Origin of the sequence: Nitratireductor sp. GZWM139, assembly GCF_030068685.1 — a bacterium.
In the GTDB taxonomy this organism is placed as follows: Bacteria; Pseudomonadota; Alphaproteobacteria; order Rhizobiales; family Rhizobiaceae; genus Nitratireductor; species Nitratireductor aquimarinus.
In genome coordinates, this window is the sequence record NZ_JAMQML010000013.1 from 73075 (window position 1) to 95609 (window position 22535).

24 protein-coding genes are annotated in these 22535 nt (G+C 61.5%); 18 read left to right on the top strand and 6 right to left on the bottom strand.

The features are described from left to right. The first annotated feature begins 130 nt into the window (after positions 1–130). The 8 genes from NDI72_RS16025 (at position 131) to NDI72_RS16060 (ending at position 7219) form a co-directional block, all read left to right on the top strand. On the top strand, positions 131–1111 hold the full coding sequence (locus tag NDI72_RS16025; protein ID WP_283800939.1) for a hypothetical protein: 981 nt from the start codon (positions 131–133) through the stop codon (positions 1109–1111). Continuing rightward, positions 1108–1530 carry a toxin-activating lysine-acyltransferase gene (locus NDI72_RS16030; RefSeq protein WP_113155227.1) on the top strand — a complete coding sequence of 141 codons (423 nt, stop codon included), beginning with the start codon at positions 1108–1110 and terminating at the stop codon, positions 1528–1530. Before NDI72_RS16025 ends, NDI72_RS16030 begins: the two co-directional genes overlap by 4 nt. A 165-nt stretch (positions 1531–1695) precedes the next feature. Beyond that, positions 1696–1914, top strand: coding sequence for a hypothetical protein (locus NDI72_RS16035; protein ID WP_206552541.1), 219 nt, complete (start codon positions 1696–1698; stop codon positions 1912–1914). A 125-nt stretch (positions 1915–2039) separates the two neighbouring features. After that, positions 2040–3710 carry a peptidase domain-containing ABC transporter gene (locus tag NDI72_RS16040; RefSeq protein WP_283800940.1) on the top strand — a complete coding sequence of 557 codons (1671 nt, stop codon included), beginning with the start codon at positions 2040–2042 and terminating at the stop codon, positions 3708–3710. Then, a complete protein-coding gene (locus NDI72_RS16045) occupies positions 3710–5032 on the top strand; it encodes an HlyD family type I secretion periplasmic adaptor subunit (protein WP_283800941.1) in 1323 nt (440 codons plus the stop codon). The genes NDI72_RS16040 and NDI72_RS16045 overlap by 1 nt, the downstream gene beginning before the upstream one ends. A 100-nt stretch (positions 5033–5132) precedes the next feature. Then, positions 5133–6059 (top strand): 2-dehydro-3-deoxygalactonokinase, encoded by a 927-nt coding sequence (locus NDI72_RS16050; protein WP_283800942.1) that lies wholly within the window; start codon positions 5133–5135, stop codon positions 6057–6059. Continuing rightward, positions 6056–6700, top strand: coding sequence for a 2-dehydro-3-deoxy-6-phosphogalactonate aldolase (locus tag NDI72_RS16055; protein ID WP_283800944.1), 645 nt, complete (start codon positions 6056–6058; stop codon positions 6698–6700). The genes NDI72_RS16050 and NDI72_RS16055 overlap by 4 nt, the downstream gene beginning before the upstream one ends. Positions 6701–6703: 3 nt before the next feature. Then, the gene (locus tag NDI72_RS16060) at positions 6704–7219 is read left to right on the top strand and encodes a DUF3291 domain-containing protein (protein ID WP_283800946.1); all 516 of its coding nucleotides are present in this window, start codon (positions 6704–6706) and stop codon (positions 7217–7219) included. Between the two features lie 57 nt (positions 7220–7276). Here the strand turns inward: NDI72_RS16060 and NDI72_RS16065 are convergent, their stop codons facing one another. Then, positions 7277–7624, bottom strand: coding sequence for an ankyrin repeat domain-containing protein (locus NDI72_RS16065; protein WP_206547546.1), 348 nt, complete (start codon positions 7622–7624; stop codon positions 7277–7279). A 196-nt stretch (positions 7625–7820) separates the two neighbouring features. Between NDI72_RS16065 and NDI72_RS16070 the strand changes: the two genes are divergently transcribed. Then, complete coding sequence (locus tag NDI72_RS16070; protein WP_283800947.1) at positions 7821–8120, top strand: hypothetical protein; 300 nt, start codon at positions 7821–7823, stop codon at positions 8118–8120. A gap of 347 nt (positions 8121–8467) precedes the next feature. Here the strand turns inward: NDI72_RS16070 and NDI72_RS16075 are convergent, their stop codons facing one another. From NDI72_RS16075 to NDI72_RS16085, 3 genes are read right to left on the bottom strand one after another with little or no spacing between them, the layout of a single operon-like run. Further along, positions 8468–8878, bottom strand: coding sequence for a DUF2177 family protein (locus NDI72_RS16075; RefSeq protein WP_113155219.1), 411 nt, complete (start codon positions 8876–8878; stop codon positions 8468–8470). A 31-nt stretch (positions 8879–8909) separates the two neighbouring features. After that, positions 8910–9605, bottom strand: coding sequence for a ChrR family anti-sigma-E factor (locus NDI72_RS16080; RefSeq protein ID WP_283800948.1), 696 nt, complete (start codon positions 9603–9605; stop codon positions 8910–8912). Next, positions 9602–10171, bottom strand: coding sequence for a sigma-70 family RNA polymerase sigma factor (locus NDI72_RS16085; protein WP_283800949.1), 570 nt, complete (start codon positions 10169–10171; stop codon positions 9602–9604). The genes NDI72_RS16080 and NDI72_RS16085 overlap by 4 nt, the downstream gene beginning before the upstream one ends. A gap of 226 nt (positions 10172–10397) precedes the next feature. Between NDI72_RS16085 and NDI72_RS16090 the strand changes: the two genes are divergently transcribed. Genes NDI72_RS16090 through NDI72_RS16100 form a run of 3 tightly spaced genes read left to right on the top strand, consistent with a single transcriptional unit; the run spans position 10398 to position 13757 of the window. Further along, a complete protein-coding gene (locus tag NDI72_RS16090; RefSeq protein ID WP_206552548.1) occupies positions 10398–11750 on the top strand; it encodes an NAD(P)/FAD-dependent oxidoreductase in 1353 nt (450 codons plus the stop codon). Beyond that, positions 11747–12553 (top strand): DUF1365 domain-containing protein, encoded by an 807-nt coding sequence (locus NDI72_RS16095; RefSeq protein ID WP_283800950.1) that lies wholly within the window; start codon positions 11747–11749, stop codon positions 12551–12553. The genes NDI72_RS16090 and NDI72_RS16095 overlap by 4 nt, the downstream gene beginning before the upstream one ends. Then, positions 12540–13757, top strand: a complete 1218-nt coding sequence (locus NDI72_RS16100) for an SAM-dependent methyltransferase (protein WP_283800951.1) — start codon at positions 12540–12542, stop codon at positions 13755–13757. Before NDI72_RS16095 ends, NDI72_RS16100 begins: the two co-directional genes overlap by 14 nt. Before the next feature lie 15 nt (positions 13758–13772). Here NDI72_RS16100 and NDI72_RS16105 read toward each other — a convergent pair whose 3' ends face one another. Beyond that, a complete protein-coding gene (locus tag NDI72_RS16105; RefSeq protein ID WP_283800953.1) occupies positions 13773–14546 on the bottom strand; it encodes an SDR family NAD(P)-dependent oxidoreductase in 774 nt (257 codons plus the stop codon). A gap of 255 nt (positions 14547–14801) precedes the next feature. Between NDI72_RS16105 and NDI72_RS16110 the strand changes: the two genes are divergently transcribed. From NDI72_RS16110 to NDI72_RS16135, 6 genes are read left to right on the top strand one after another with little or no spacing between them, the layout of a single operon-like run. Continuing rightward, the gene (locus tag NDI72_RS16110) at positions 14802–16286 is read left to right on the top strand and encodes a M81 family metallopeptidase (protein ID WP_283800954.1); all 1485 of its coding nucleotides are present in this window, start codon (positions 14802–14804) and stop codon (positions 16284–16286) included. Then, positions 16283–17398, top strand: coding sequence for a C4-dicarboxylate TRAP transporter substrate-binding protein (locus NDI72_RS16115; RefSeq protein WP_283800956.1), 1116 nt, complete (start codon positions 16283–16285; stop codon positions 17396–17398). Before NDI72_RS16110 ends, NDI72_RS16115 begins: the two co-directional genes overlap by 4 nt. Before the next feature lie 59 nt (positions 17399–17457). Then, entirely contained in the window at positions 17458–17973 is a 516-nt protein-coding gene (locus tag NDI72_RS16120) for a TRAP transporter small permease subunit (RefSeq protein ID WP_113155211.1), read from the top strand. A 9-nt stretch (positions 17974–17982) separates the two neighbouring features. Continuing rightward, entirely contained in the window at positions 17983–19287 is a 1305-nt protein-coding gene (locus NDI72_RS16125) for a TRAP transporter large permease (protein ID WP_206545293.1), read from the top strand. 4 nt (positions 19288–19291) lie between these two features. Next, complete coding sequence (locus NDI72_RS16130) at positions 19292–20176, top strand: MurR/RpiR family transcriptional regulator (protein WP_206545294.1); 885 nt, start codon at positions 19292–19294, stop codon at positions 20174–20176. Positions 20177–20189: 13 nt separating this feature from the next. Continuing rightward, positions 20190–21521: an aspartate aminotransferase family protein gene (locus NDI72_RS16135; RefSeq protein WP_113155209.1), complete on the top strand. Its 1332-nt coding sequence runs from the start codon at positions 20190–20192 to the stop codon at positions 21519–21521. 94 nt (positions 21522–21615) lie between these two features. On the opposite strand, the gene ubiV is transcribed toward NDI72_RS16135, so the two are convergent. Further along, entirely contained in the window at positions 21616–22533 is a 918-nt protein-coding gene (gene ubiV, locus NDI72_RS16140; protein WP_283800960.1) for a ubiquinone anaerobic biosynthesis protein UbiV, read from the bottom strand. Positions 22534–22535 lie beyond the last annotated feature (2 nt).

Consider the following 22535-nt stretch of genomic DNA (forward strand, 5'->3'; position numbering starts at 1 on the left):
TGGAGAGTTCTCGGATTGGCTCGCGACCAACCAGGTTGATGAAAACTTCCTTCTGAGAAATTTAACCGGCAAACCATTCTCTCGACAGGCGTTCGCCCCTGAATCAGCCGCCGTCGGTGAAGTTCCAGAGATGTCTGCAGAAGAGGCCTGGGCGCTTGCGTCGCAGTCTCTTGCGGCAGCGCTGCCGCGACTCGCGCGGTTGATTCGATTTGTCCGAAACCGTGCGCCCAAATGCCTTGAGCCAAAGGCCGGGAAGCCGGAAAGGGCGTTCACCTATGATCATGGCCGCCGGCAGTTGCCGTTCGTCAGTTGCAGCTATCGCGGCCAGGCGTCCGACATTCTGACGGTCGCACATGAATTCTCTCATGCGCTTCAGATTGTCGCTTCGGCAGGTTCTGCCATGCCGCCTCTGGCGCGTGAGGTCTGCGCGTTCATTGGCGAGCATGCGCTGCTGGACTGGGCCCGGCAGAATGCTTCTCCATTGCTGCCCCGTCTTGAGGCAGCCTGGGCGACGGACAATCAATGCTATATGGGCGCGGATGCCGAGCGATTACGCAAAGCGCTTGCCCGCAAAAGCGGAGCTTACGATTATCGCTGCAACTACCCGGTCGCCCGTGTTCTTGCCTGTGCGATCTGGCGTCACTGGGAGCGCGCGGAGATCAACGCGCTCTTTCGCAGCGGAGCTGCTGCGCCCTCCCTGCTGATCGGGGGCACGCGGACGCTGCGGCCACATTTTGATCTGCCGCCCTTACCCCTTGATGGTGGCGAGACCGTCAAACTCTATCGTCAGATCGGCGTTGCGACGCTGCTTGATCTACAGGAAGGCTCTGGGCGCGAACAGGCTGGCGCAGAGTTGTCCAGGCGCTATGACACCCTTTTGGGGTGCATGCAGAGCCGCAGTCTCTTCATCGCTCTCGACCGCGAAAATGTGCCCATTGGGTACGCCACATGGCAGCGGGACGAAGAGAAAACCATCACGGCGCATTCCTGCGTACCGCAGACTGAACGGCTGCCGTTTTTCCTCAAATCGCTTTCCCGAGCCTGCCCTGATGTAGGTCGCGTTGTCGAGCGTTCCTGTCAGTTGGCCAATCGCGAGAGGCCGGCCTCATGACGGCAATCGATGTCTATGCGGGCGCTGGCTATGTTCTGGAGCTCTTGGCGCGGTCACCCTATCACCGGCCGTTCCCGTTCCGGCGCTATTTCGAAGTCGAGATCCTGCCGCCGCTTCAGTGCAGCCAGGCGCGCTTCTATCTAACGCCGGGCGGCATCCCGACCGGTTTTATCAGCTGGGCCTTGCTGGATGACGCCACGCTGGACGAGATACTCTCCACCGGCCGGGCACTCAGGGCAGGTGAGTGGGCGTGTGGTGAAAACCTGTTCTTCAACGACTTCATCGCGCCATACGGGACGCTTCCGGAAATCGTCAAAGACCTGAAAACGAATATGTTCCCGGGGCGGCAGGCGACCAGCATTCGCCGCCACCCGGATGGTTCCATCAGGTCTGTGAAACGCTGGAAAGCGTCCAGATAAATTCGTTTCGCCGAAGCAACTGGCCGAAACCGGGGGCGGTTATTGTGCTTCTTCGGCAAGAGATGCTTTCGCCGTTTTGCGTCGAAAGCATACCGGTGATTTTTCCACCGGTTTAACTGCCGGATATCCGGCTTAATAGTAAAAGTCATTTTGACGAGGTTACCAATGTTTACAGATATTGATTTCGCTGATGATTGCCTGGACAGCGCTTTCAGCTTCGGAGGCGGTGGTGAAGGCAAACTGGCCGGTGGCATCATTGGCGCATTTGTCGGCGGTTTGGTTGGCGGTTGCATTGGCGCCGTTCCGGGCGCTGAGATCGGGGGCGTTGTCGGCAACACTGTCGGCGGTCTCATCGGTGGCGTGATCGACAGCGCAGTGGCCTGACCGGCTCTTTGCGCCAATCGTTGTTGCAGCCCGCAGCTTGGAGCGAGGGCTGTAGCGATATGGGGCCGTGGGGTTCCGCGGCCCTGTGTCTGCCAGACAAACCACGCCACTGATGGTTTCCAGATATGACACCAAACACCTCGCTTCCGGGGCAGGGCGTTCCGCTCTCCTGGTTCAGCACCACGCTGCGCAAGCACAGCTTGCTCTATGCGGAGCTCACCTTTCTGGCCATATGCGTTCGGCTGATTGGTCTGCTGGAGCCCTTTGTCTTTCAGGTGGTGATCGACCGCATTCTGCCGTTTCAGCGTGAAGCGTCTTTGATTGTCGTTATCGTCGTCCTGATCGGCGCCAACCTCTTTTCGCTCGGCTTCAATCTTCTGGCGGCGTTTCTCGGCGTCTCGGTCGCAAATCGCCTCACATCGGAACTTGGACGCCGGCTCTTCGATCACCTCTTTCGGCTCCCGCTGCGGCATTTCCGACGATGGCCGGTGGGGGAAACCCTGTCACGGATCGGCGAGACCGACACAATTCGCGGGTTTCTGATCGGGGTCACGACGGGTGCGTCGCTCGATCTTCTGTTCATAGGCGTCTATTTCATGGTTCTCCTGTCCATCTCGGGCAAGCTCACCATGGTCGTGGCCTTTGCGGTCCCGCTTCAGGCGCTGCTCTATATGTGTTTCGGGCCTGTTCTGCGAAAGCGCCTGCGCGCTCAGTTCGATGCCGGATCACATCATCAGGCGCGCATGGTGGAAAACCTTTCAGGCATGACCGCCGTAAAAGCCCTGACGGCCGAAGGGGCCATGCTGTCGCGCTTAAGCGAAACGCTCGCGCAGACCCTGAACGCCTCCCGCCGCGTCTACACGATGAACGCGGTCAGCGGACAGCTGATCGGCCTTTGCGAAAAGGGCATCTTCATCGGTGTCATCTATATCGGCGCACAGCAGGTCTTCGCTGGAGAGCTTACCCTTGGCCAGCTGATCGCGTTTCAGTTGATCGCAGAGAAGATCGCCGCGCCGATTGCCGGGTTTTCGAAGCTCTGGCAGGACTGGCAGAACCTTCGAATTTCCCGCCAGCGCCTGGGCGACATTCTCAACAGCGAGCAGGAAAAATTCGGCAGCGGGAGTGTTTTACCGGATGACATCGAACCACGGCTTGCCTTTCAGGGGGTCTCGTTCGGTTATGGGCCAGACGAGCCGCCGGTCATCAGCGGGCTTGATCTTGCCCTTGAACCGCGGACCTGCACGCTGGTGGTCGGGCCGTCGGGCATAGGCAAGTCCACATTCGGACGTCTCGCCGCCGGTCTCGAAGAACCGCAGAGCGGGATCATAACCGTCGGTGGTCAGGATCTGGCGGCGTTCGAACCGGAAAGCCTGCGCTCCCGCGTCGTTTATGTGCCTCAGGAGCCCTATCTCTTCTCTGGAACATTGCGCGAAAACCTGCTGCTGCGCACACCGGACGCCAGCGATGCCGAAATCCTAGACGCGCTTCGCATCTCTACCGCCGGGGAACTGGTGTTCCGCCTTGCGCAGGGGCTTGATACCGAGGTCGGGGAGCGTGGCTCGGCCCTGTCAGGCGGGCAGAAGCAGCGCGTGGCCATCGCGCGCGCAATTCTTCAAAAGCCCGCCATCCTGATACTGGATGAACCCACAAGCGCACTTGATGAGGCAGCGCAGCACCGGCTGGTCTCCGAGCTCATGCAGCTCAGAAAGCAAGTGACCGTTATCGTGATCACACATCGTCCGGATGTCTTTGCCGGAGCGGATCACGTCATTGATTTCGGTTTGGGGAAACATTGATGTCTGCAACTGACGAACTCGACCGCACATCGCCGACGCTGCGCATCACCGCGCTTTTCACCAGCACGGTCTTTCTCATCATTCTGGTCGCGTCCTGCGTCCTTCGTGTCGAGATAACCGCACGCGGAACGGCACGCATCGTCCCGGTCGACCGGGTTCAGGTGGTGCAGCCCGAATATCCTGGCGCGATCACACAAATACGCGTCCGCAATGGAGCAAAAGTCGCCAAAGGCGACCTCCTTATAAGCCTCGATGCAACGCCGGCACGCGCCGAGTGCATGACGCTGATCGAAGAGGAGACACGACTTGGACGCGAAGATGCACGTCTAGCGGCTTTTCTGGCGGGGATTGCTGCGATGCGGGAAGGGGGCCTGCCGCTCCCTCCCGAGGTGACGGAAGGTTTCAGGATCGATGCTGTCGATGAGGCGGGGATGACGGAACAGAAACGCCTTCTCTCCGCCGATCTGAAGGACTTTGCCGACACTCTAAGGCGCGCCGATGCCCGCATCGAGGCAAACAGCCGGGAAAGCGACGTCATTCAGGGAAGAATTGCACAGACCGAGGCCGCTCTGGAAATCCAGAACGAACGTTTGCAGGCGGTTGAGAAACTCTTGAAGCGTGGCGCGGTGTCCCGCAGCAACTATCTGGATGTGCGCAAACTGTTCGACAGTCTGGAAAACGACAGGATGATCGCCGAACGCCAGGCGGAGCAGAAACAGGCAGAGGCCGGTGTCTTGCAGGCCGAGTGGCGAGGCCTTTTCAGCAGCAGAAGCAGCGCCGCCTTAAAACGACGTGACGAGATCGCTCTGCGTCTTGCCGTGCTGCGGCAAAAGCAGCGCGCCCTGAAGGAGCGCATCGCGGCTGCCACGCTGACCGCCCCCGTGTCAGGCACTGTCGAGCAGCTCCAGATCGCCACCATTGGCGGCGTTGTGCAGGCGGGGCAGGAGTTGTTGCGGATCGTGCCAAGCGACAGCGCGCTTGAGCTGGAGGCGCTCTTTTCGAACGAAGACAGCGGCTTTCTCGAAGTTGGCCAGAAGGTGCGTGTTCGTCTCGATGCCTATCCGGCCGAGCGTTTCGGAACCGCAATTGCCGAGATCACCGATATCGCGACCGACTCAATTGAAACAGGCTCATCCGGGCGCTGGGGGTTCGCCGTGTCCATGAAGCCGGAGGCCGCATTCCTCCAGTCTCCGTCCGGCCAGCTCGCGCTGCGGCCCGGCATGACGGCCAGTGTGGACGCCATCACCGGAGAGCGCCGCCTGATCAGCTATTTCATTGCGCCGATCACCGCCCAGTTCAGCCGAAGCCTTGGAGAACGCTGACCTTTCCTGATTTTGTGGCCGCGCCCTCTTCATCAAAACCGTCTGGCCCGGTATTGAGAAACCGGTCGACCGTTCGTCGGCGTCGTACCGGGGAGGGGTAATGACACAAACTCTCGCGCCTTTTTGCGCTGCCGTTGACTGGGGCACCAGCAGCTTTCGCCTGTGGCTTCTGGATGAAGCAGGCGCCGTTCTGGCCGAGAGCCGAAGCGGCGAGGGGATGATGCACTGCGCTTCGGGTGCGGGGTTTCAGCCCGTTCTTGACGCCCATCTTGCAAAGGCCGGAGCACCCGCAGACCTGCCTGTCGTGATCTGCGGCATGGCCGGGGCGCGTCAGGGCTGGCTGGAAGCGCCCTACGTGCCCGCGCCGGCCGCACTCTCCGAACTGCCGTTCAACGCCGCGCGGATCGCAGACGCCACTGCCGACATTCGCATTCTGCCCGGCATTTCGCTCAATGACGCATCTTTCCCGAACGTCATGCGCGGCGAGGAAACGCAATTGCTGGGCACCGTCGAGGCGCTTGGCAGCGCTCTCGTCTGCATGCCGGGCACCCACAGCAAATGGGTGCGCGTGGAGGCAGGCGCGGTCACCCGTTTCAGCACCTTCATGACGGGGGAGCTGTTTTCCGTTCTCACCCGGCGCGCCATTCTGCAACATGCGGTGGATGCCGAAAGTGTGGTGAAGAGCGATGACGCGGCGTTTCTTGCCGCACTCGAGCGCGCCATCGCCCAGCCCGATGCAAGCCTGTCCGGCCTCTTCGGCGTCCGCGCTGCACAGCTTCTGGGCTATGAGACCCGTGACGAGGGGGCCGCACATCTTTCCGGCCTCCTGATCGGCGGTGAAGTGGCCGGAGCCCGCTCGCTCTACGGTGCGGATGCCGCTGTCACGCTCATTGCCTCCGGCGGCGTGTCGGCCCTTTATGAGACAGCGCTTGCGCGCGCCGGCTTTACCGTGACGCTGATCGATGCGGAAACCGCTTCGCGCAACGGGCTTTACCGTTCTGCGCGCCAGATCTGGGATGTGAAATGATGGATGTTTTAGACAAGAACTGGCCCGGAACGAACCGCGCGCTTGTCGCGATCCTGCGTGGCATTCGCCCCCCGGAAGTCGTGCCCATGACCGAAATGCTGATCGAAGAGGGCATCACCTCCATCGAGGTTCCGCTGAACTCGCCGGATCCCTTCAGATCCATCGAGGCGGCGCTCGCAGCAGCCGGGAAGAGGGCGCTGATTGGCGCCGGGACGGTGCTCGATGTCGAACATGTCGACCGGCTTGCCGATATGGGCGCAAAGCTTGTCGTCAGCCCGAACACGGACCCGGATGTGATCCGCCGCACTGTCGAGCGCGGGCTCGTCTCGATGCCGGGCGTCTTCACGCCCTCCGAGGCGCTTCTGGCCCACAAATGTGGCGCCACGGCGCTCAAATTCTTTCCGGCGTCCGCGCTTGGCGTATCGGGCATTGCCGCCGTCAAGGCGATCCTGCCTGCCGATGCGACCGTCTGTGCAGTGGGGGGCGTTTCGGACGCCACCATAAAGGATTATGTCCGCATCGGAGTGCGCGCCTTCGGTCTCGCCACAGGGCTCTACAGGCCCGGCGACAGCGTCGAAACCGTCCGCCAGAAGGCGCGTTCCACCGTCGCGGCCTACGATGCGGCGCTCGCGGACGCGTAAGGAATGCCGCTCGCGCTCTACACGTTCGGTGTGTTTTCCAAACCGGCGGATGATCCGGCCAATGATGGCTTTCACCGGCGGAATGATCCCATATTCGAGCTGGTCGATCAGGCCGAGGGGCTGATTGCGCGCTCCGGCTATGCATCGGATCCCGGCCCCTTGTCCTGGGGCGAGGAGGTCTATCCGCGTTTCTACGAGGAGAGGGGGGATGGATGGTCTCCGGCCACGCTGTCCTTATGGACAGACATGGAAGCGCTCTTCTCCTTCACCTATTTCGGGCTTCACGCCGAGGCGCTCAGGCGTGGCCGGGATTGGTTTGAAAAGCCGCAGTGGCCGCCGCTGGCGATGTGGTGGCATCACGAAGAAGCCTATCCAGTCTGGGCCGAAGCCGTGCGGCGGCATGCGTATCTGCACGAGCATGGCCCGACGCCCGTGGCCTTCACCTTCAAACAGCCATTCGATGAAGAGGGCGTGCCGGTGAAGCTCGACAAGGCGCGCATTCAGGCGCTTCGCCCTTAAGGACGATGAGACCGCGCCGGGTGAAAAATCCATCCGGCGCATGTCAGTCAGATCAAATCAGGGCCGCAGTTCCTTCGCGCCCTTGTCAGTCAGCATCTTCGCGATCTCGTCATTGCCATTCGCGTTTGCGCGCACGAGGGGCGAATAGCCTTCGAAATCACGCGCATTGACGTCCGCGCCATTGTCGATGAGAAATTTGGCGAGCTCTTTATTGCCAACCATGCTTGCTAGATGCAGCGGCGTGTAGCCGTCCAGCTTCGCCGTGACGAGAGCCGGATCGCTCTGCATGGCCTTGATCGCTTCGGCATTCTTGCCAGTCCAGATCAGGTCACTGAGCGCCGCGTCGGCGGCAAGCGCCGGCCCGGAAAGGCTGACCGCGATCAGGAAGGCTGAGACGAATTTCATGAGAATCTCCAGAACGTGATGAAAGCCACGTCCTAGGCCGCCGGCCAGTTAAATGTAATTGCCTCTGACTGCGACATTGTGCGCTGCTCCTGAAACAGAATGTGTCCAACTGGCTGCACAAGCAACTTTTCGGACCGTTACTTCGAACGCTGTGTTAGACGAAATCTGGACGAAAGGCGCAGTGGGAAGCAGATACATGATTGAGCCGAATGTGGAGCAGGGATTTTCTGAAATCGGTGTCCTTTTCGTGGCCGGTTTTGGCCCGATCACCAGAGAAGCTGAAGACAGTCGGGCGCTATATGCCGATACGCTGGGCCTGCCGCTCAAGCCATACGGCGAGAATGAGGATTATCTTCTGACCGAAGATGGCGAATTGGAGGGGTGCCGGCATTTCGCGCTTTGGCCACTCAGACAGGCCGCGCAGTCCTGTTTCGGTCGGGATATGAGTGGCCGGCCGATCTGCCAACGCCGCAGGCATGGCTGGAGTTCGATGTGAAGAGCATTGCCGTCGCCACCGAAGGCCTCTTGGCGCGCGGGTATCATCTTCTGATCGCCAACAGGGAGGAACCCTGGGGTCAGAGAGTGACCCGTTTTCTCAGTCCTGAGGGCCTTTTGGTTGCCGTAAGCGAAACGCCATGGTTGCGGGGCTCGTAGAATCCAGACTTATCGGAGCTCGAAAGCACGGCACTCGCAAATAGCATCGCTACTGACGCGACATAGCGGCATGGTGGGAATGGCAGGTTTGTGGTGTTCGAACCATCCGCAGGCGGCACTTCAAACCTGAGCCCACCCAACCACACACAAAGATCGCATAAGATAGATTATGGAACTAGCGTGTGTCGATCAGCCAGCAGAACCGATGATGCGTGCGGTCGCCAGATAGCCGGCCCAGGCCGAAACGCCGGTCAGAACCGTGCCCCAGGCAATGTCGACGAAGGTCACCGCAATCGACCAGTTCTTCACGGTCGCAAGGTTCGTCATGTCATAGGTGCCGTAAGCGATGAGCCCCAGAATGGCGCCGGCGAAAAGCGCGCTGGCCGCGCTGCCATTGTTCAGCGATGGCGCGACGGCGAAATAGACGATACCCGCCACATAGACGCAATAGAACAGTCCGGCAGCGACGAGATTGGGCTGGTCCAGCAAGAGATGTCCCATGCGCTCGCGGTAGAAGCCCGTGGCGACGCGTGACAGCCAGATGTAATCCAGCCCGAAGAACACAAGCGCTGTTGCGACATAGGCCACGAGATAGCTCATTCGATCTCTTTCTCCGTTTGTCCGTCGATTGTCAGATTCCGATAATTGGCTGCACGGCGCGCACCAGCCAGCTGCGGAATTTCAATGGCGCGTCCGTGACGGCCAGGCAGATGCAGTCTTCGCCTTCGGTGGCGATGGGCTGGTGCTGCAGCGTCTCATCGGCTTCCTCGAAGTCGCCACGAGCAAAGAGATCGTCTCCGTCGTGAAAACTGCCGGAAAGAACGAGGGTCAGCTCCCTGCCCCTGTGGCCGTGCTCTGGCACCGGCTTGCCAGCCGGAATGCGCAGAAGTCGCACGCGCGCCGTACCGTCATCGGTCTCGATGGGCAGATGATACGCACCGCGACCGAGCGGCCGCCATTTCACCGTATCCACGTCGCCGCCCACATAAGAGCGTAATGGTTCTGGCAGAACCGTCTGCCCGGCTTGCGAAGAAGCCTTCGCCTTCACGGGCCGTTCAGCGTCCGGCGTATGCGCCCTGTCGGCGGCAAGCCGCTTTCTGAGGCTTTCCCAGGACGCGCTTTCGTCGCTGGCCGCTTCCTGCGTTGCCTCTTCATCCACCGGCTCGGCAATGAGCGCGCCGCCCATCATTTCCATCACGGCCAGACGCCGGCGGCATGACGGGCAAAGCGCCAGATGCGTGGCGACAGCAATGCGCCAGCCTTCCGAAAGCTGGCCGGTTGCATAATCGAGAAGAAGCTCTTCGCTGATATGGTGCTGGATGCTCATGATCTGTCTCCCAGCGTCGCTCGCAGTCGATTGAACGCCAGACGAATGCGTGATTTCACGGTTCCCAGTGGCAGGCCGAGGCGCTTGGCGATCTCGCTGTGGGAAGCCTCGTCGAAAAATGCAAGATCGAGCAGCCTGCGTTGCTCGGGCGGCAGCTCTTCAAGTGCCGCATGGAGACGTCGCTCGTCATCGCGGGCCTCCATTGTCTGATCGGCCGTCGGGTCTGCGTCGGGCACGAAAGCCGGATCGTTCGGATCGAAATCCGGCCTCTTGGAGCGACGGTAGCTATCGATGCGCAGATTGCGCGCGATGGTGAAAATCCAGGTGGCCGCGTTGCCTTTTTCGGCGTCGAACTGCGCCGCTTTGCGCCACACCGTCATCATGGTTTCCTGCATCAGCTCCTCGGCTGCCTGCGGGTCCCGCACGAGACGCATCATATATGCGCGCACCCGCGGCCCGAAGGCGCGGAAAACCTGTTCAAAGGCCTCCATATCGCCATCGCTGCCGATCCTGGCGATGAGATCAGCCATCTCTGCCCTGGGCTCGGTATCCGTCGTCTTGGTCATCTCGCCCCGATTCACGGCGCGGCGGCGCTTCCGCGTCGCAGAGCCGGAGAACATTAAAAGCGCCTGTCGCACAGGCTTTGTCGGGCCGATTTCAAGGTTCATGCCCGCCACTACGCGATCTAGCGCGCTCCGGATCACAGCAAACAAAAAAAATGTCATGCCGGCAAATCCAGTCGCGCTTTGCTTGCGTATCTGAGTTCAAAGAGACGTCAAAAGGAAAAATCCGGTGCTCAACCAAGTTCGCCCAGCCAGCAGAGGCCATGTTGCTGTCATCGGAAGTGGTATTTCCGGCCTGTCGGCCGCCTGGCTCCTTTCGCGGTCGCGCCGGGTCACGCTTTACGAGGCAGATGCCCGCCCGGGCGGGCACGCCAACACGGTGGATGTTCCTTCCGAGACCGGTCCGATAGCGGTCGATACGGGGTTCATCGTCTACAATGACCGGAATTATCCCGAACTCGTCTCACTCTTTGATCACTTAAGCGTTCCGACACTGCCGTCGGACATGTCGTTCGCCGCGTCTCTGGATGGTGGACGTTTTGAATATTCCGGTTCTGGTCTGCGCGGTCTTCTGGGACAGAAGGCAAATGTGGTGCGTCCGCGTTTCTGGCGGATGCTGGCCGATGTTCTTCGGTTCTACCGCGAGGCCCCTTCCCTCCTGATCGAACGCAAACATGCCGATGAAACCCTCGGCTCCTATCTCAGGCTTTCCGGCTACAGCGAAGGCTTCATCAACGATCATCTCCTGCCCATGGGCGCAGCCATCTGGTCGACAACTTCTGAGGAGATGCGTGAATACCCACTGCATGCCTTCATCAGCTTCTTCGAACGGCACGGGCTTCTCTCGCTGTCGGATCGCCCGCGCTGGCGCACAGTGGCGGGCGGCAGCCGCACCTATGTGCGCCGGCTCCTTGACGATTTTGACGGCGAGTTGCGGCTTTCCACGCCGGTTGCAAACGTTCGGCGGCTTAAGCATGGCGTGGAGGTCACAGACACGTCGGGTCATAAAGAACGGTTTGACGATGTCGTAATCGCAACGCATGCCGATCAGGCACTCAAGTTTCTGGAGGATGCGAGCGAGACGGAGCACCGGCTCCTGAGCGCCTTCTCCTACACGCCGAACACGGCTGTCCTGCACAAGAACACGGATCTCATGCCGAAACGGCAAAGCGTCTGGTCGAGCTGGAACTATATCGAGCGCGACAGGAAGGCCGGCAACCGTCAGCTTTGCGTCACTTACTGGATGAACCGGCTCCAGAACATCGACCCCGCTCATCCGCTTTTCGTCACGCTCAATCCTTCGCAGGATATTCCGGACGAAGACGTGATACAGGCGTTCGACTACACGCACCCGCTCTTCAACCACGCGGCTCTTTCGGCGCAGAAGCAACTCTGGCAGTTGCAGGGAAACCGCAACACATGGTTCTGCGGTGCCTATTTCGGCAGCGGCTTCCACGAAGACGGCATCCGCGCCGGTCTTGGCGCTGCCGAGCTTCTGGCCGGCATCGCCGCGCCGTGGAAAAGTGGCAGGGCGGACGCCGCCGCCGCAAGGCGGGACGAGGCGCTTGTGGCAGCCGAATGAACTGGAACTCCGCCATATACCGGGGTGAGGTGGTCCATGTGCGCCACCGGCCGCGCGTGCATCGGCTGCGCTACCGCGTGTTCGCACTGGATCTCGATCTGGACGAACTGCCGCGCCTGTCGAAGGCGCTCCGGTTTTTCGGCTACAACCGCCCTGCTCTCTTTTCGTTCCGCGACAGCGAACATGGAGATGGTCTTGCGGGCGGCCTGCGCCGCTGGGTGGATGCGCGCATCGCCGAGGCCGGGTTCGATCCCGCTTCCATGCGCGTCAGCGTTCTTTGTTATCCGCGCATTCTCGGCTATGTGTTCAATCCCCTCACCGTCTATTTCTGCCGCGACGAAAGAGGCGCGGTGCAGCTCGTTCTCTACGAGGTCTGCAACACGTTCAACGAGCGCCACACCTATGTGATCCCGGCCTCCGATACGGGCAGGCCCAGCATTCGCCATTCCTGCGACAAGGCGCTTTATGTCTCGCCATTCCTCTCGATGGATTGCCGCTATGATTTCCGCATCGTTCCGCCGGGTGATGAAGTCATGGTCTCGATCAGCGAGAGCGAGGCGCGCGAGAAGGTGCTTTTCGCTTCCTTTTCCGGCAAGCGCCAGACGCTGACCGAGGGGGCGCTCATCCGCCTCTTCTTCAGCCATCCGCTGATGACCCTCAAGGTCACCGGAGCCATCCATTTCGAGGCGCTTCGCCTCTGGCTGAAGGGCGTTCCATTTCACCGCCATCGGCCCGCCGACACCCCCGTCGCCAAAACACTGGTCGCCCCCAATCCCAAGGTGCAACAGCATGAGCCACATTGAGAACGTTTCCGGCCTCTCTACCCAGATCGACGGCGCGCTCTGGCAGCGCATCGTGTGCCGCTGGGCTGATGCGATCACCATTGGCCGGATCACCCTGCGCTTTCCCGATGGCCAGACCTACACCGCTGCCGGAGAAAAACCGGGTCCGGCTGCCGCCCTGCGTTTCAACACCGGTCGCGGTTTCATGCAGATCCTTTCCGGCGGCAGCACGGGTTTTGCAAAGGCCTATCTCGACGGGCACGTAGACACGCCCGATCTTGATGCGATCATGGAGCTGGCGCTTGCCAATGAAAACCGCTGGCAGAATGTGCTCGACACGTCGAAGCTCGTCTCCAGGCTGGATTTCATCCGGCATCGCCTGCGGCGCAATTCACGCAGCGGCAGCCGGCGCAACATCGCCTTTCACTATGATCTGGGCAACGCGTTCTATCGGCTCTGGCTCGATGACACGATGACCTATTCCTCGGCCCTTTACGAGGACGGCCAGACGGATCTGGAACAGGCGCAGATCGCAAAATATGACCGCATTCTGGAGCGGCTCGGGATCGGGTCGGATGACCGTGTTCTGGAAATCGGCTGCGGCTGGGGCGGCTTTGCCGAACATGCGATCCGCAAGACCGGCTGCCATGTGACCGGCCTGACGCTTTCCACCGAACAGGCGGATTATGCACGCGCCCGGCTGTCTGATGCCGGGTTGTCGCAGAAGGCCGACATTCGATTGCAGGACTACCGCGACTGTCAGGGCCGGTTCACAAAAATCGTGTCCATCGAGATGTTCGAGGCGGTGGGCGAGGAAAACTGGCCGCTTTATTTCGCCCGCGTGCGTGATCTGCTGGTCGAAGACGGCCGTGCGCTTCTGCAGGTCATCACGATTGATGAAACCCGCTTCGACCATTACCGCCGCAATGCGGATTTCATCCAGAAATACATCTTTCCTGGCGGCATGCTCCCCTCGCCTGCAGCCTTCATAAATGCGGCCGGAACCGCCGGAATGGCGGTGGTTGACGAACTCCGCTTCGGTCCCGATTACGCGACCACGCTCGCCGAATGGGAGACACGCTTCCGCGCGTCCTGGGAGAAGATAGAAGCGCTCGGCTTCGATGAGCGCTTCTATCGCATGTGGCTCTATTATCTCGCTTATTGCCGGACTGGCTTCCGCACCGGCCGCATCGATGTGGTCCAGTTCGAGCTTGTGAAACCGTGAGGCGCGCGGTGCGCCTTACGCAGTTTCCTGCGCGCGCACCAGCTTTCTCGTGATCGCAAACCTGAGGTCTGCCGGAAGCGCGTGAAGGAGCTTCACCGCGAGCTTCATCTTCCATGGAAAGATGATCTCGTAGCGGCGGTCGGCAAGCCCGCGTTCAATGTGTTCTGCGGCCTCATCGGCCGAAATCATGAACGGCATTGGAAAATCGTTGCGCGCCGTCAGCGGCGTGTCGACGAAACCGGGATTGATGATGCTGAGCAAAACATTCCGGCGCTCGGCTTCGGGCTTCATCGCTTCACACAGATTGTTCAGCGCCGCCTTGGTCGCGCCATAGGTTGCGCCGCCCGGGAGGCCGGTATAGCCGGCGACCGAGGCCATGATGGCGATCTGCCCCCGCCCCCGCCGCATCATCGCCTGCAGCACGGGATCGAGCGCATTGCACGCCCCTTGCAGATTGACCGATATCATTCTGGCGGCGGTTTCCGCGCTGAAACCGAACGCGCCATCCCGCGTATAGGTGCCCGCCCCCAGAACGGCCATGTCCATTGGCCCGAGCGCTTCTTCGATGGCCTCGAACACGGCGCGTGTTTCATCCATCTCTGTCACGTCGAGCGGATACGGGTGAATGCTCTCCGGGACTTCTTTTGCGAGATTGAGGAGCGCCTCTTCACTGCGCGCGCTTGCCGCCACGCGCCAGCCCGATTTGGCCAGTCGCAGGGCAAGCGCGCGTCCGATGCCGGAACTGGCGCCGGTGATCCAGACGAGACGGTTTGCGGAAATTTCGCTCATTTTCACTCGTTCTCCTGCGCTTTTGTCACAAAACACTACGAGAATCGGCGAAAAGTGGATCACCACACGCGGGTTCAAAAAATGTCGGTGACACACCCGACCTTCGCGTGGCGATTATGCAGAAAACCCAGCAATTGCAGGCGTTTGCGCTGTGGTCCACAGGCGAACCGGAAACACGCCGGCTAATCTTGACAAAACAAATGCGCTATTTTCTTATTAAAAGAACATTTGTTTCATATTTCCATTGGAAACGACATGCGCATAGGCGTCGCCCGGCTCTGGCACGAGGCAAACTCATTCTCAGTCTGCGAAACCCGTCTGGAGCAGTTTCAGGCCCGCGAATGGGTGCGCGGCGAAGAAGCTCGCGAACTCTACCGGGACACGTCCACGGAACCGGGCGGTGCGCTCGCCTGGGCCGAGCAGCGCGAAAACGTCGAGCTGGTCTTCTCCCGTTGCGCATCAGCGGCTCCGGCCGGCCCGGTCGATCAGGCGCTGCTTGACCGGTTGACGCAGGAAATCGTCGAAGACGCATCGCTGGACGGTATCGACGGGCTCTACCTCTCGCTTCACGGCGCATGCATCGGAACCACGGATCTCGATCCGGAGCTGACGCTTGTCAAAGCCCTGCGCCAGCGCTTTCCGGATCTGCCGATTGCGGCCTCCTTCGACATGCATGCCTGCATCGCGCCTGAACTGGCCGATATGCTGAACGCGGCAACCATCTATCGCACCTACCCGCATGTGGACATGGCCGAGACCGCGCAGGCAGCACTCGACATGCTTGCCTGCATGGTGGAAGGCGGGCTGAAGCCCCGCGTGATCCTGCGCCGGATCGGGCGCATTCTGCCAAGCTTCAACATGCGCACCGACGGGCCGGGCCCGATGCGTGACATTGAGGCGAAGGCGCAGATCCTTGCGCCGGACGCTGCCGCCGCGCCCTTCCCCGCAGCCTACCCCTATGCAAGCTTTGCCTATGCGGATGTGCCCGTCGCAGATGGCGGCGTTCTGGTGACCTGTCTCGACGAAGCCGAAGGCTCCGCACTGGCGGACGAGGTTGCGGCTTTCATGCTGTCGCAGCAGGCCCGCTTTCAGCCGGATCTGCCATCGGCGCATGAGGCGCTCGCGGCCTGTCCGTGGGCGAGCGGCGCGCGCGTCGCGTTTCTGGAACCTTCTGACAATCCGCTTTCCGGCGGCATTGGCGATACACCGGGTCTGTTTGCAGCGGCTCTGGAAGCCGATCTGCCGGAAGGCAGCGTCTTCGCGTTTTTCTGCGATCCCGATCTGGTGACGAAATCCCACGAAGCGGGGGCCGGCGCGATGCTCGAAGTCTCGCTGGGCGGACGGCTTGACGACCGCTTCGGCGAACCGCTGCGTTGCATGGCCAAGGTGCTCTGCGTGACCGATGGCCGTTTTCGCAATGAAGACGCGATGGAACGCGGCATGCCGGTGGACCTCGGCCCCACCGCACTGATTGGTGTGAACGGTCTGCGGGTCATCGTCACCACGGGCTGCCAGTCGCCCAACGACACGGCCTATTTCCGCCTTCACGGCATCGATATCGACACGGTGCCCGTGCTTCTCGCCAAGGCGAAAAACCATTTCCGCGCTGCTTTCGGCAGCCGGTTTGACGTCATCCAGTCCTGCGAAACGCTGGGGCCAGCCATGGCTGACGTTTCACAACTGCCCTTCCGAAATGTGCCTCGGGAGCGCTTCAACCTGAAAGAACAGAGGGAAACATGAAGAAGACAATTACTGCCGCCCTGCTCGGCCTTGCCGCAAGCTCCGTCAGCGCCGCTGCCATCGAACTCACCGTCAGCTCCTGGGTCGCGCCGTCGCACCCGACGATCTTCGCCGGCTATGAAACCTACTTCCCGGCCGTGGCCAAGGCCTCCGGCGGTGATGTGACCTTCAACCTCGTTTCCGGCGGCGCGCTGCTGGGCGGCAAGGAAACGCTGACCGGTCTTGGCGATGGTGTTGCCGATGCATCCGTTCTGGCGCTGACCTACAACCCGGCCCAGCTGCCGACCAGCCAGCTCGTTGCGGAGCTCGCCATGCTGAGCGGCGATTCACTGGCCGTTGCCGCTGCCGTGACCGAGTTCACGCTACTCAACTGCGCGCCCTGCGTTGACGAATTTTCCAAGCAGAACGTCGTTTACACCGGCAGCTACGCGACGGCGCCCTATGCGCTGATCAGCAAGGAAGACGTGACCCAGACCGGCGACGTGGCCGGCAAGCGCATCCGTTCGCCCGGTGGCGCATGGGATCGCTGGATCGGCGAGGCCGGCGCGACCGTCGTGCACACCTCCAGCTCGGAAATGTATGAGGCGCTGGACAAGGGCGTGATCGACATCGCCATGCAGCCTGCCGCTTCGCTGAAGACGCATTCGCTCTGGGATGTGGCCGACACGATCACGCTGGGCAGCTTCGGCGTCTACAATTCCGGTCCGCTGCTTGCGTTCAACAAGGACGCGTGGATGGAGCTGAGCGCTGAAAACCGTCGCGTTCTGCTCGACGAGATGGCTGACGCCATCGTCGCGACCACCGAAGCCTATGTGGCGCAGAACGAAGACGCCAAGGCGGAAGCCGCCGACCACGGCATGAAGGTTCTCGACAAGCCGGAAGCGCTGGAGACGGAAATTGCCGCCTTCAACAGCCAGGACATCGACTCCATCGTCGAGAAGGCGCAGGACGTCTACGGCGTCGAGAATGCGCAAGCGCTGATCGAGAGCTACCAGGCATCGCTTGCCAAATGGGAAGAGATCACGGCTTCCGGTCTTTCCGGCGAGGCGTTTGCCGAGCGCATGAAGACCGAGATCTTCGACAAGCTTTCGGAAAACGAATACGGCCTTTGAGCCGGTCGCGGCGGCGCTTCATGAGCGCCGCCCCTTCTCTCTGACACGCCGGATATTCCATGCAACAAATCGATGTCTTCCTGGGCAGGCTGGGGCGTCTTCTCGCGCTTGCGGCAAGCCTTTGCCTCGTCGTCATGATGTTCCAGATCTGCCTTGATGTTGGCGGGCGTTACCTCTTTGGCAAGCCCATGCCCTCAACGCTCGAGATCGTCTCGGACTGGTGGATGCCGGCGCTGATCTTCCTGCCTCTGCTCAATGTGGAATGGCGCAACGAAAACATTGCCGTCGACCTGTTCTACCAGGGGCTCGGACCCCGTGCGCAGGCAGTGCTTGATGCGATCGCCCTTGTGTGTTTCGGCGTGTTTCTCGCGCTCATCGCCTATGCCGGTTTCGAGCAGGCCATGCGCGCCTATCGGCAAGGCGAGTTCATCATCGGCATGATCCCCGTCATCACCTGGCCGCCCCGTTTCTTCCTGCCGGTGGCGGGCTTCCTGACGGCCCTTCTTTGCTTTGTCCGGGCCGTACGCGCCGTTGGCCGCGCCGCTTCGACCAAAGCCGAAACCAGCGACATCTAGGGGCCTATCGTGGATAGCATCACACTCGTCTACTGGGCGCTTGGCGCGCTCATGATCCTTCTGGCGCTGCGCGTCCCCGTTGCAGCAGCCCTTGGCCTCGTCGCCATTGTCGGCATGTATATTCTGGTTGGCGAGCGGGCCACCTGGGGCGTTCTTCGCTCGGTCCCGCACGCCTTTGCCGCACACTGGAGCCTGAGCGCCATCCCCATGTTCCTGTTCATGGGCTATGTCTGCTTCTCTGCGGGCCTGACCGACGGTCTGTTCCGCGTGGCGCGGGCCTGGCTGAACTTCCTGCCGGGCGGCCTTGCCATCTCGTCTGTTGGCGGGGCTGCGCTCTTCTCCTCCGTTACCGGCTCCTCCGTTGCCTGTGCGGCGGCCATGGGCAAGATTGCGGTCCCGGCCATGCTCGACCGTGGCTATGACGCAAAGCTCGCCGTTGGCACCATCGCGGCTGCCGGCACCATGGGCTCGCTCATTCCGCCAAGCACGATCCTGCTGCTTTACGCCGTCTTTGCCGAAGTGCCGGTCAGTGAACTGTTCATCGGCGCGGTCATTCCGGGCCTGCTGACCGCACTCATGTACGGTCTGATGATCCTGATGCGGGTGAAGTACAACCCGTCTCTGGCTCCGCGCGAGAAAAGCGTCGACTGGCGTGAGCGCTTTCTGGCGCTCGGCGAAACCTGGCCGCTCTTCCTGCTGGTCATCACGGTTTTCGGCGGCATCTTTGCCGGTCTCTTCTCGGCAACGGAAGCGGGCGCCATCGGCGCGCTGGCGGCCATTGCCATCGGTTTCGCCAAGCGCACGCTCTCCTGGCGAGCCCTGAAGGACGCCGCGTTCGAGACCATCCGCTCCACCTCGGCCATCTTCCTGATCGCCGTGGCCGCAGCGCTGCTGACCCGCCTCTTCGCCTTCGCCGGCTTCCCTGATTATGTGCAGGGTCTCATCGGCGAGGACATGTCGCCGCTGCTCATCATCATCGCCGTCTCGCTGATCTATCTGGTTCTGGGCATGTTCCTCGACCCGATCGGCGTGATGCTTTTGACGCTGCCCGTTCTGCTGCCGATCTTCGAGACGGCGGACATCAGCCTCATCTATGCGGGTGTGATGATCACCAAATATCTGGAGATCGGTCTCATCACGCCACCGGTCGGGCTCAATGTGTTCGTGATCAAGAATGTCGTGGCGGACAGGGTGTCGATCAGCGACGTCTTCCGCGGCGTGGGCTGGTTCCTGCTTGCCGATGTGGTGACGGTGGCCATACTCATAGCCTTCCCGGCGACCGTTCTGTGGTTGCCCAGCCTGATAAGCGGGTGACACCATGACCGAGGCCCCTACCCTTGAAGCCCTGAGCCAGCGGATGATTGCCGAGATCGATGCATTGCCGCGTCGACTGGCCGATGGCGCACGCTATCTGATCGATCATCCCGACGATGTGGTGCTTCTCTCCATGCGCGAGATCGCCACACGCGCCGGCATTGCGCCGGCGACGCTGGTGCGGCTGGCGCGCACGCTGGGCTTTGCCGACTGGTCGGAACTGCGGGCGGTCTACGCCAACAGTTTCCGCACCGGCCCGGCCCGCTATGCCGACAAGGCGGTGGCAGCCGTGCAGCAGGACAAGGGCGCGGGGCTTCTCAGCGAAACGTTTCGCGCGCAGGAGGCGAGCCTCGCCTTTGCGCTCGAAAGCAATGCGCTTGAGGACATCACGGCGGCGGCGCGCACGCTCGCCCATGCCGAGCGCATCTATGTGGCCGCCTTCATGAGTTGCCGGGGACCGGGCCTCACCTTCACCTATCTTTGCAAGATGCTGCGCCCGAACGTGGAGTTTCTCGGCAGCGAAGGCTCATCGCTGGTGGCCGACCTTTCCATGCTCACCGAGCGCGATGCGGTTCTCTCGATCAACTTCCAGCCCTATGCGCGCGAAATCGACATGGTGGCCGAGGCTGTCGCAAAGTCGGGTGCAAGCCTGATCAGCCTGGCCGACAGCCGCGCCACGCCGCTTCAACCGCACGCCTCCACCTGCCTACTGTTCTCCGCCGAGAGCCCGTCCTTCTTCCCCTCCGTTATTTCCGCCGTCGGCGTTGTCGAGGGGCTTGCAGCGGCCATGCTGACCGAGCTGCAGGACACGGCCATGGAGCGGATCGGCCACATCGAAGAACAGCTTTACACATCCGGTTCCTACCACGCGCACCGTCGTGCGCGATAACAGAGACGTCCCAATGACCCACGTGTTTCATCGCTCCCCGAAAAACCCGCTGCCGCTCGCAGTGAAAGGGGCTGGCGCCTACATCACCGACGAGACCGGCAAGCGCTATATCGACGCCTGCGGCGGCGCGGCCGTTTCCTGCATCGGCCATGGCGATGTGCGCGTTCTCGAGGCCGTTCAGCGCCAGATGAGCGAAATCAGCTATGCGCATACGAGCTTCTTCACCTCGGCTGCCGCCGAGGCGCTGGCCGACCATCTGTGCGCGGCAAGCCCGGTCCCGCTCGACAAGGTCTATCTGGTCGGCTCCGGTTCCGAGGCCGTTGAAGCGGCCATCAAGATGGCGCGCCAATATCACCTGGAGCGCGGGGAAGCATCGCGCAAGCTCGTGATCTCCCGCCATCAGAGCTATCACGGCAACACGCTGGGCGCGCTTTCCGTCGGCGGCAACCCGCCACGGCGCAAGCCCTATGGCCCCTTCCTTCTGGAAGAGCCGAAGATCGAGCCCTGCTTTGCCTATCGCTATGCGAAAGAAGGCGAAAGCGCGGAAGACTATGCCCTGCGCGCAGCGAACCTTCTGGAGGACAAGATCCTCGAGCTCGGGCCGGAAAACGTCGTGGCGTTCCTGGCGGAGACCGTGGTGGGCGCAACGGCTGGCGCAGTGGCCGCCGAGGCCGGTTATTTCCGCCGCATCCGCGAGATCTGCGACCGCTATGGCGTGCTTCTCATCCTCGATGAAGTGATGTGTGGCTCCGGGCGCACGGGCACGTTCCTCGCCTGCGAAGAGGAAAATGTAACGCCCGACATCCTGACGCTCGCCAAGGGACTGGGCGGCGGATATCAGCCCATCGCGGCGGTGATGTGTACGGCCAATGTCTATGACACCATCGTCAATGGCAGCGGCGGTTTCGTGCACGGACACACCTATTCGGCTCATCCGCTTGCCTGCGCGGCGGCACTTGCAGTTCAGAAGATCATCCGCGACGACGACCTGCTCGCCAATGTGCGTGCGCGTGGCGCGCAGCTTCAGGAGCGGCTTCAGGCGCGTTTCGGCAACCATCCCCATGTGGGCGATGTGCGCGGGCGCGGGCTTCTGCAGGCCATCGAGCTGGTCGAGCATCGCGACGCCAAAACGCCGTTTTCGCCTGAACGGCGCATCGGCGCGGCGATCAAGAAAGAAGCGATGGCGGCTGGCCTGATGGTTTATCCGGGAGCGGGCACCATTGATGGCGTATCGGGCGACCACGTGCTGCTCGCACCGCCTTACAATGTCGACGCCGAAACCATTGATCTGATTGTCGACAGGCTGGGGCTGGCGGTGGACGCGGCCCTCGCCCGTCAAGGCTGAAATGCGCAGTTATGCGCCTCTTATGTGAGGCGCATAACAACGTAAAAACAATTAATTGCCGGAGGTTTCGTTTGTAAAAGATGAAATCGCAAGATCAGGAAACCGGCATCGAGCCAGCAACCATCCGGTGCCCGGCGACACGGTGGAAGAAGCCGTTGCTGAAGCGCGTTTGAGCGCAGGTTTCCGAGAGCTGCGCAAGCGCTTCCTCGCTGTCGATTTTTCCGTCGAGACAGGCCCGGAAAGTCTCCGCCACCGCAACCATGTCGACCGATTGCGGCATGAGCCGCAGATGGCGCATGCCCATTGCGACAAGCTCGGCCATCTCCCGAACAAGACAGATATAGCTTTCAGACTGGGTCTGGATTCCGTTCACCCTGAGGAACGGCGTCCCGTCGGCGGTCAGGAGCGGCATGCCATCGGGATCGTCCTCGCAGACGAACTGGCAATTGTCCTTGTGACGGCCATGGGCGCGGGCATGGTAGCAGCGTGCGGAAACGGCAAGCGGCGCGCGGCCGAACACCTGAAACTCGGTCTCGATGGCGATTTCGCCTGCTGCCTTGGCGGCATGGGCGAGTGAAGGGCGCGGCAGTTCGTGCGGCAGGCACACATGTGTCGCGCCGTTCTGCGCCAGCCAGGCGATGGTCGCTTCGTTATAGGCGTTGAGGAACGGACCGATGCGGTGTGGTGCGCCGGCCCGTGCATGAAGGCCGGCTGCATTGTTGATTTCGATCTCGGCGCCTTCCATTTCGCAGAGTGCGCGCGTGGCCTGCCGCTCGCGCGGCAGCATGACTTCGGCAAGCGATGACAGAACCACGGTCTTCCCGGCTCTCTCTAGGCGTTCGATGATGTCCGGCATGTCGCGCTCGAAGAAGGGCGCGCGTTTCGAGCAGATCACCTCCCCCAGATAAACGGTTTCGAGCGGGGCCTCGTCGGCAATGCGCGCATAGAAATCGCGCTTGCGTTCGGCGGGCCAGTGATAGGCTATCGGCCCAAGCGTCAGAGCGGCTGGCATCG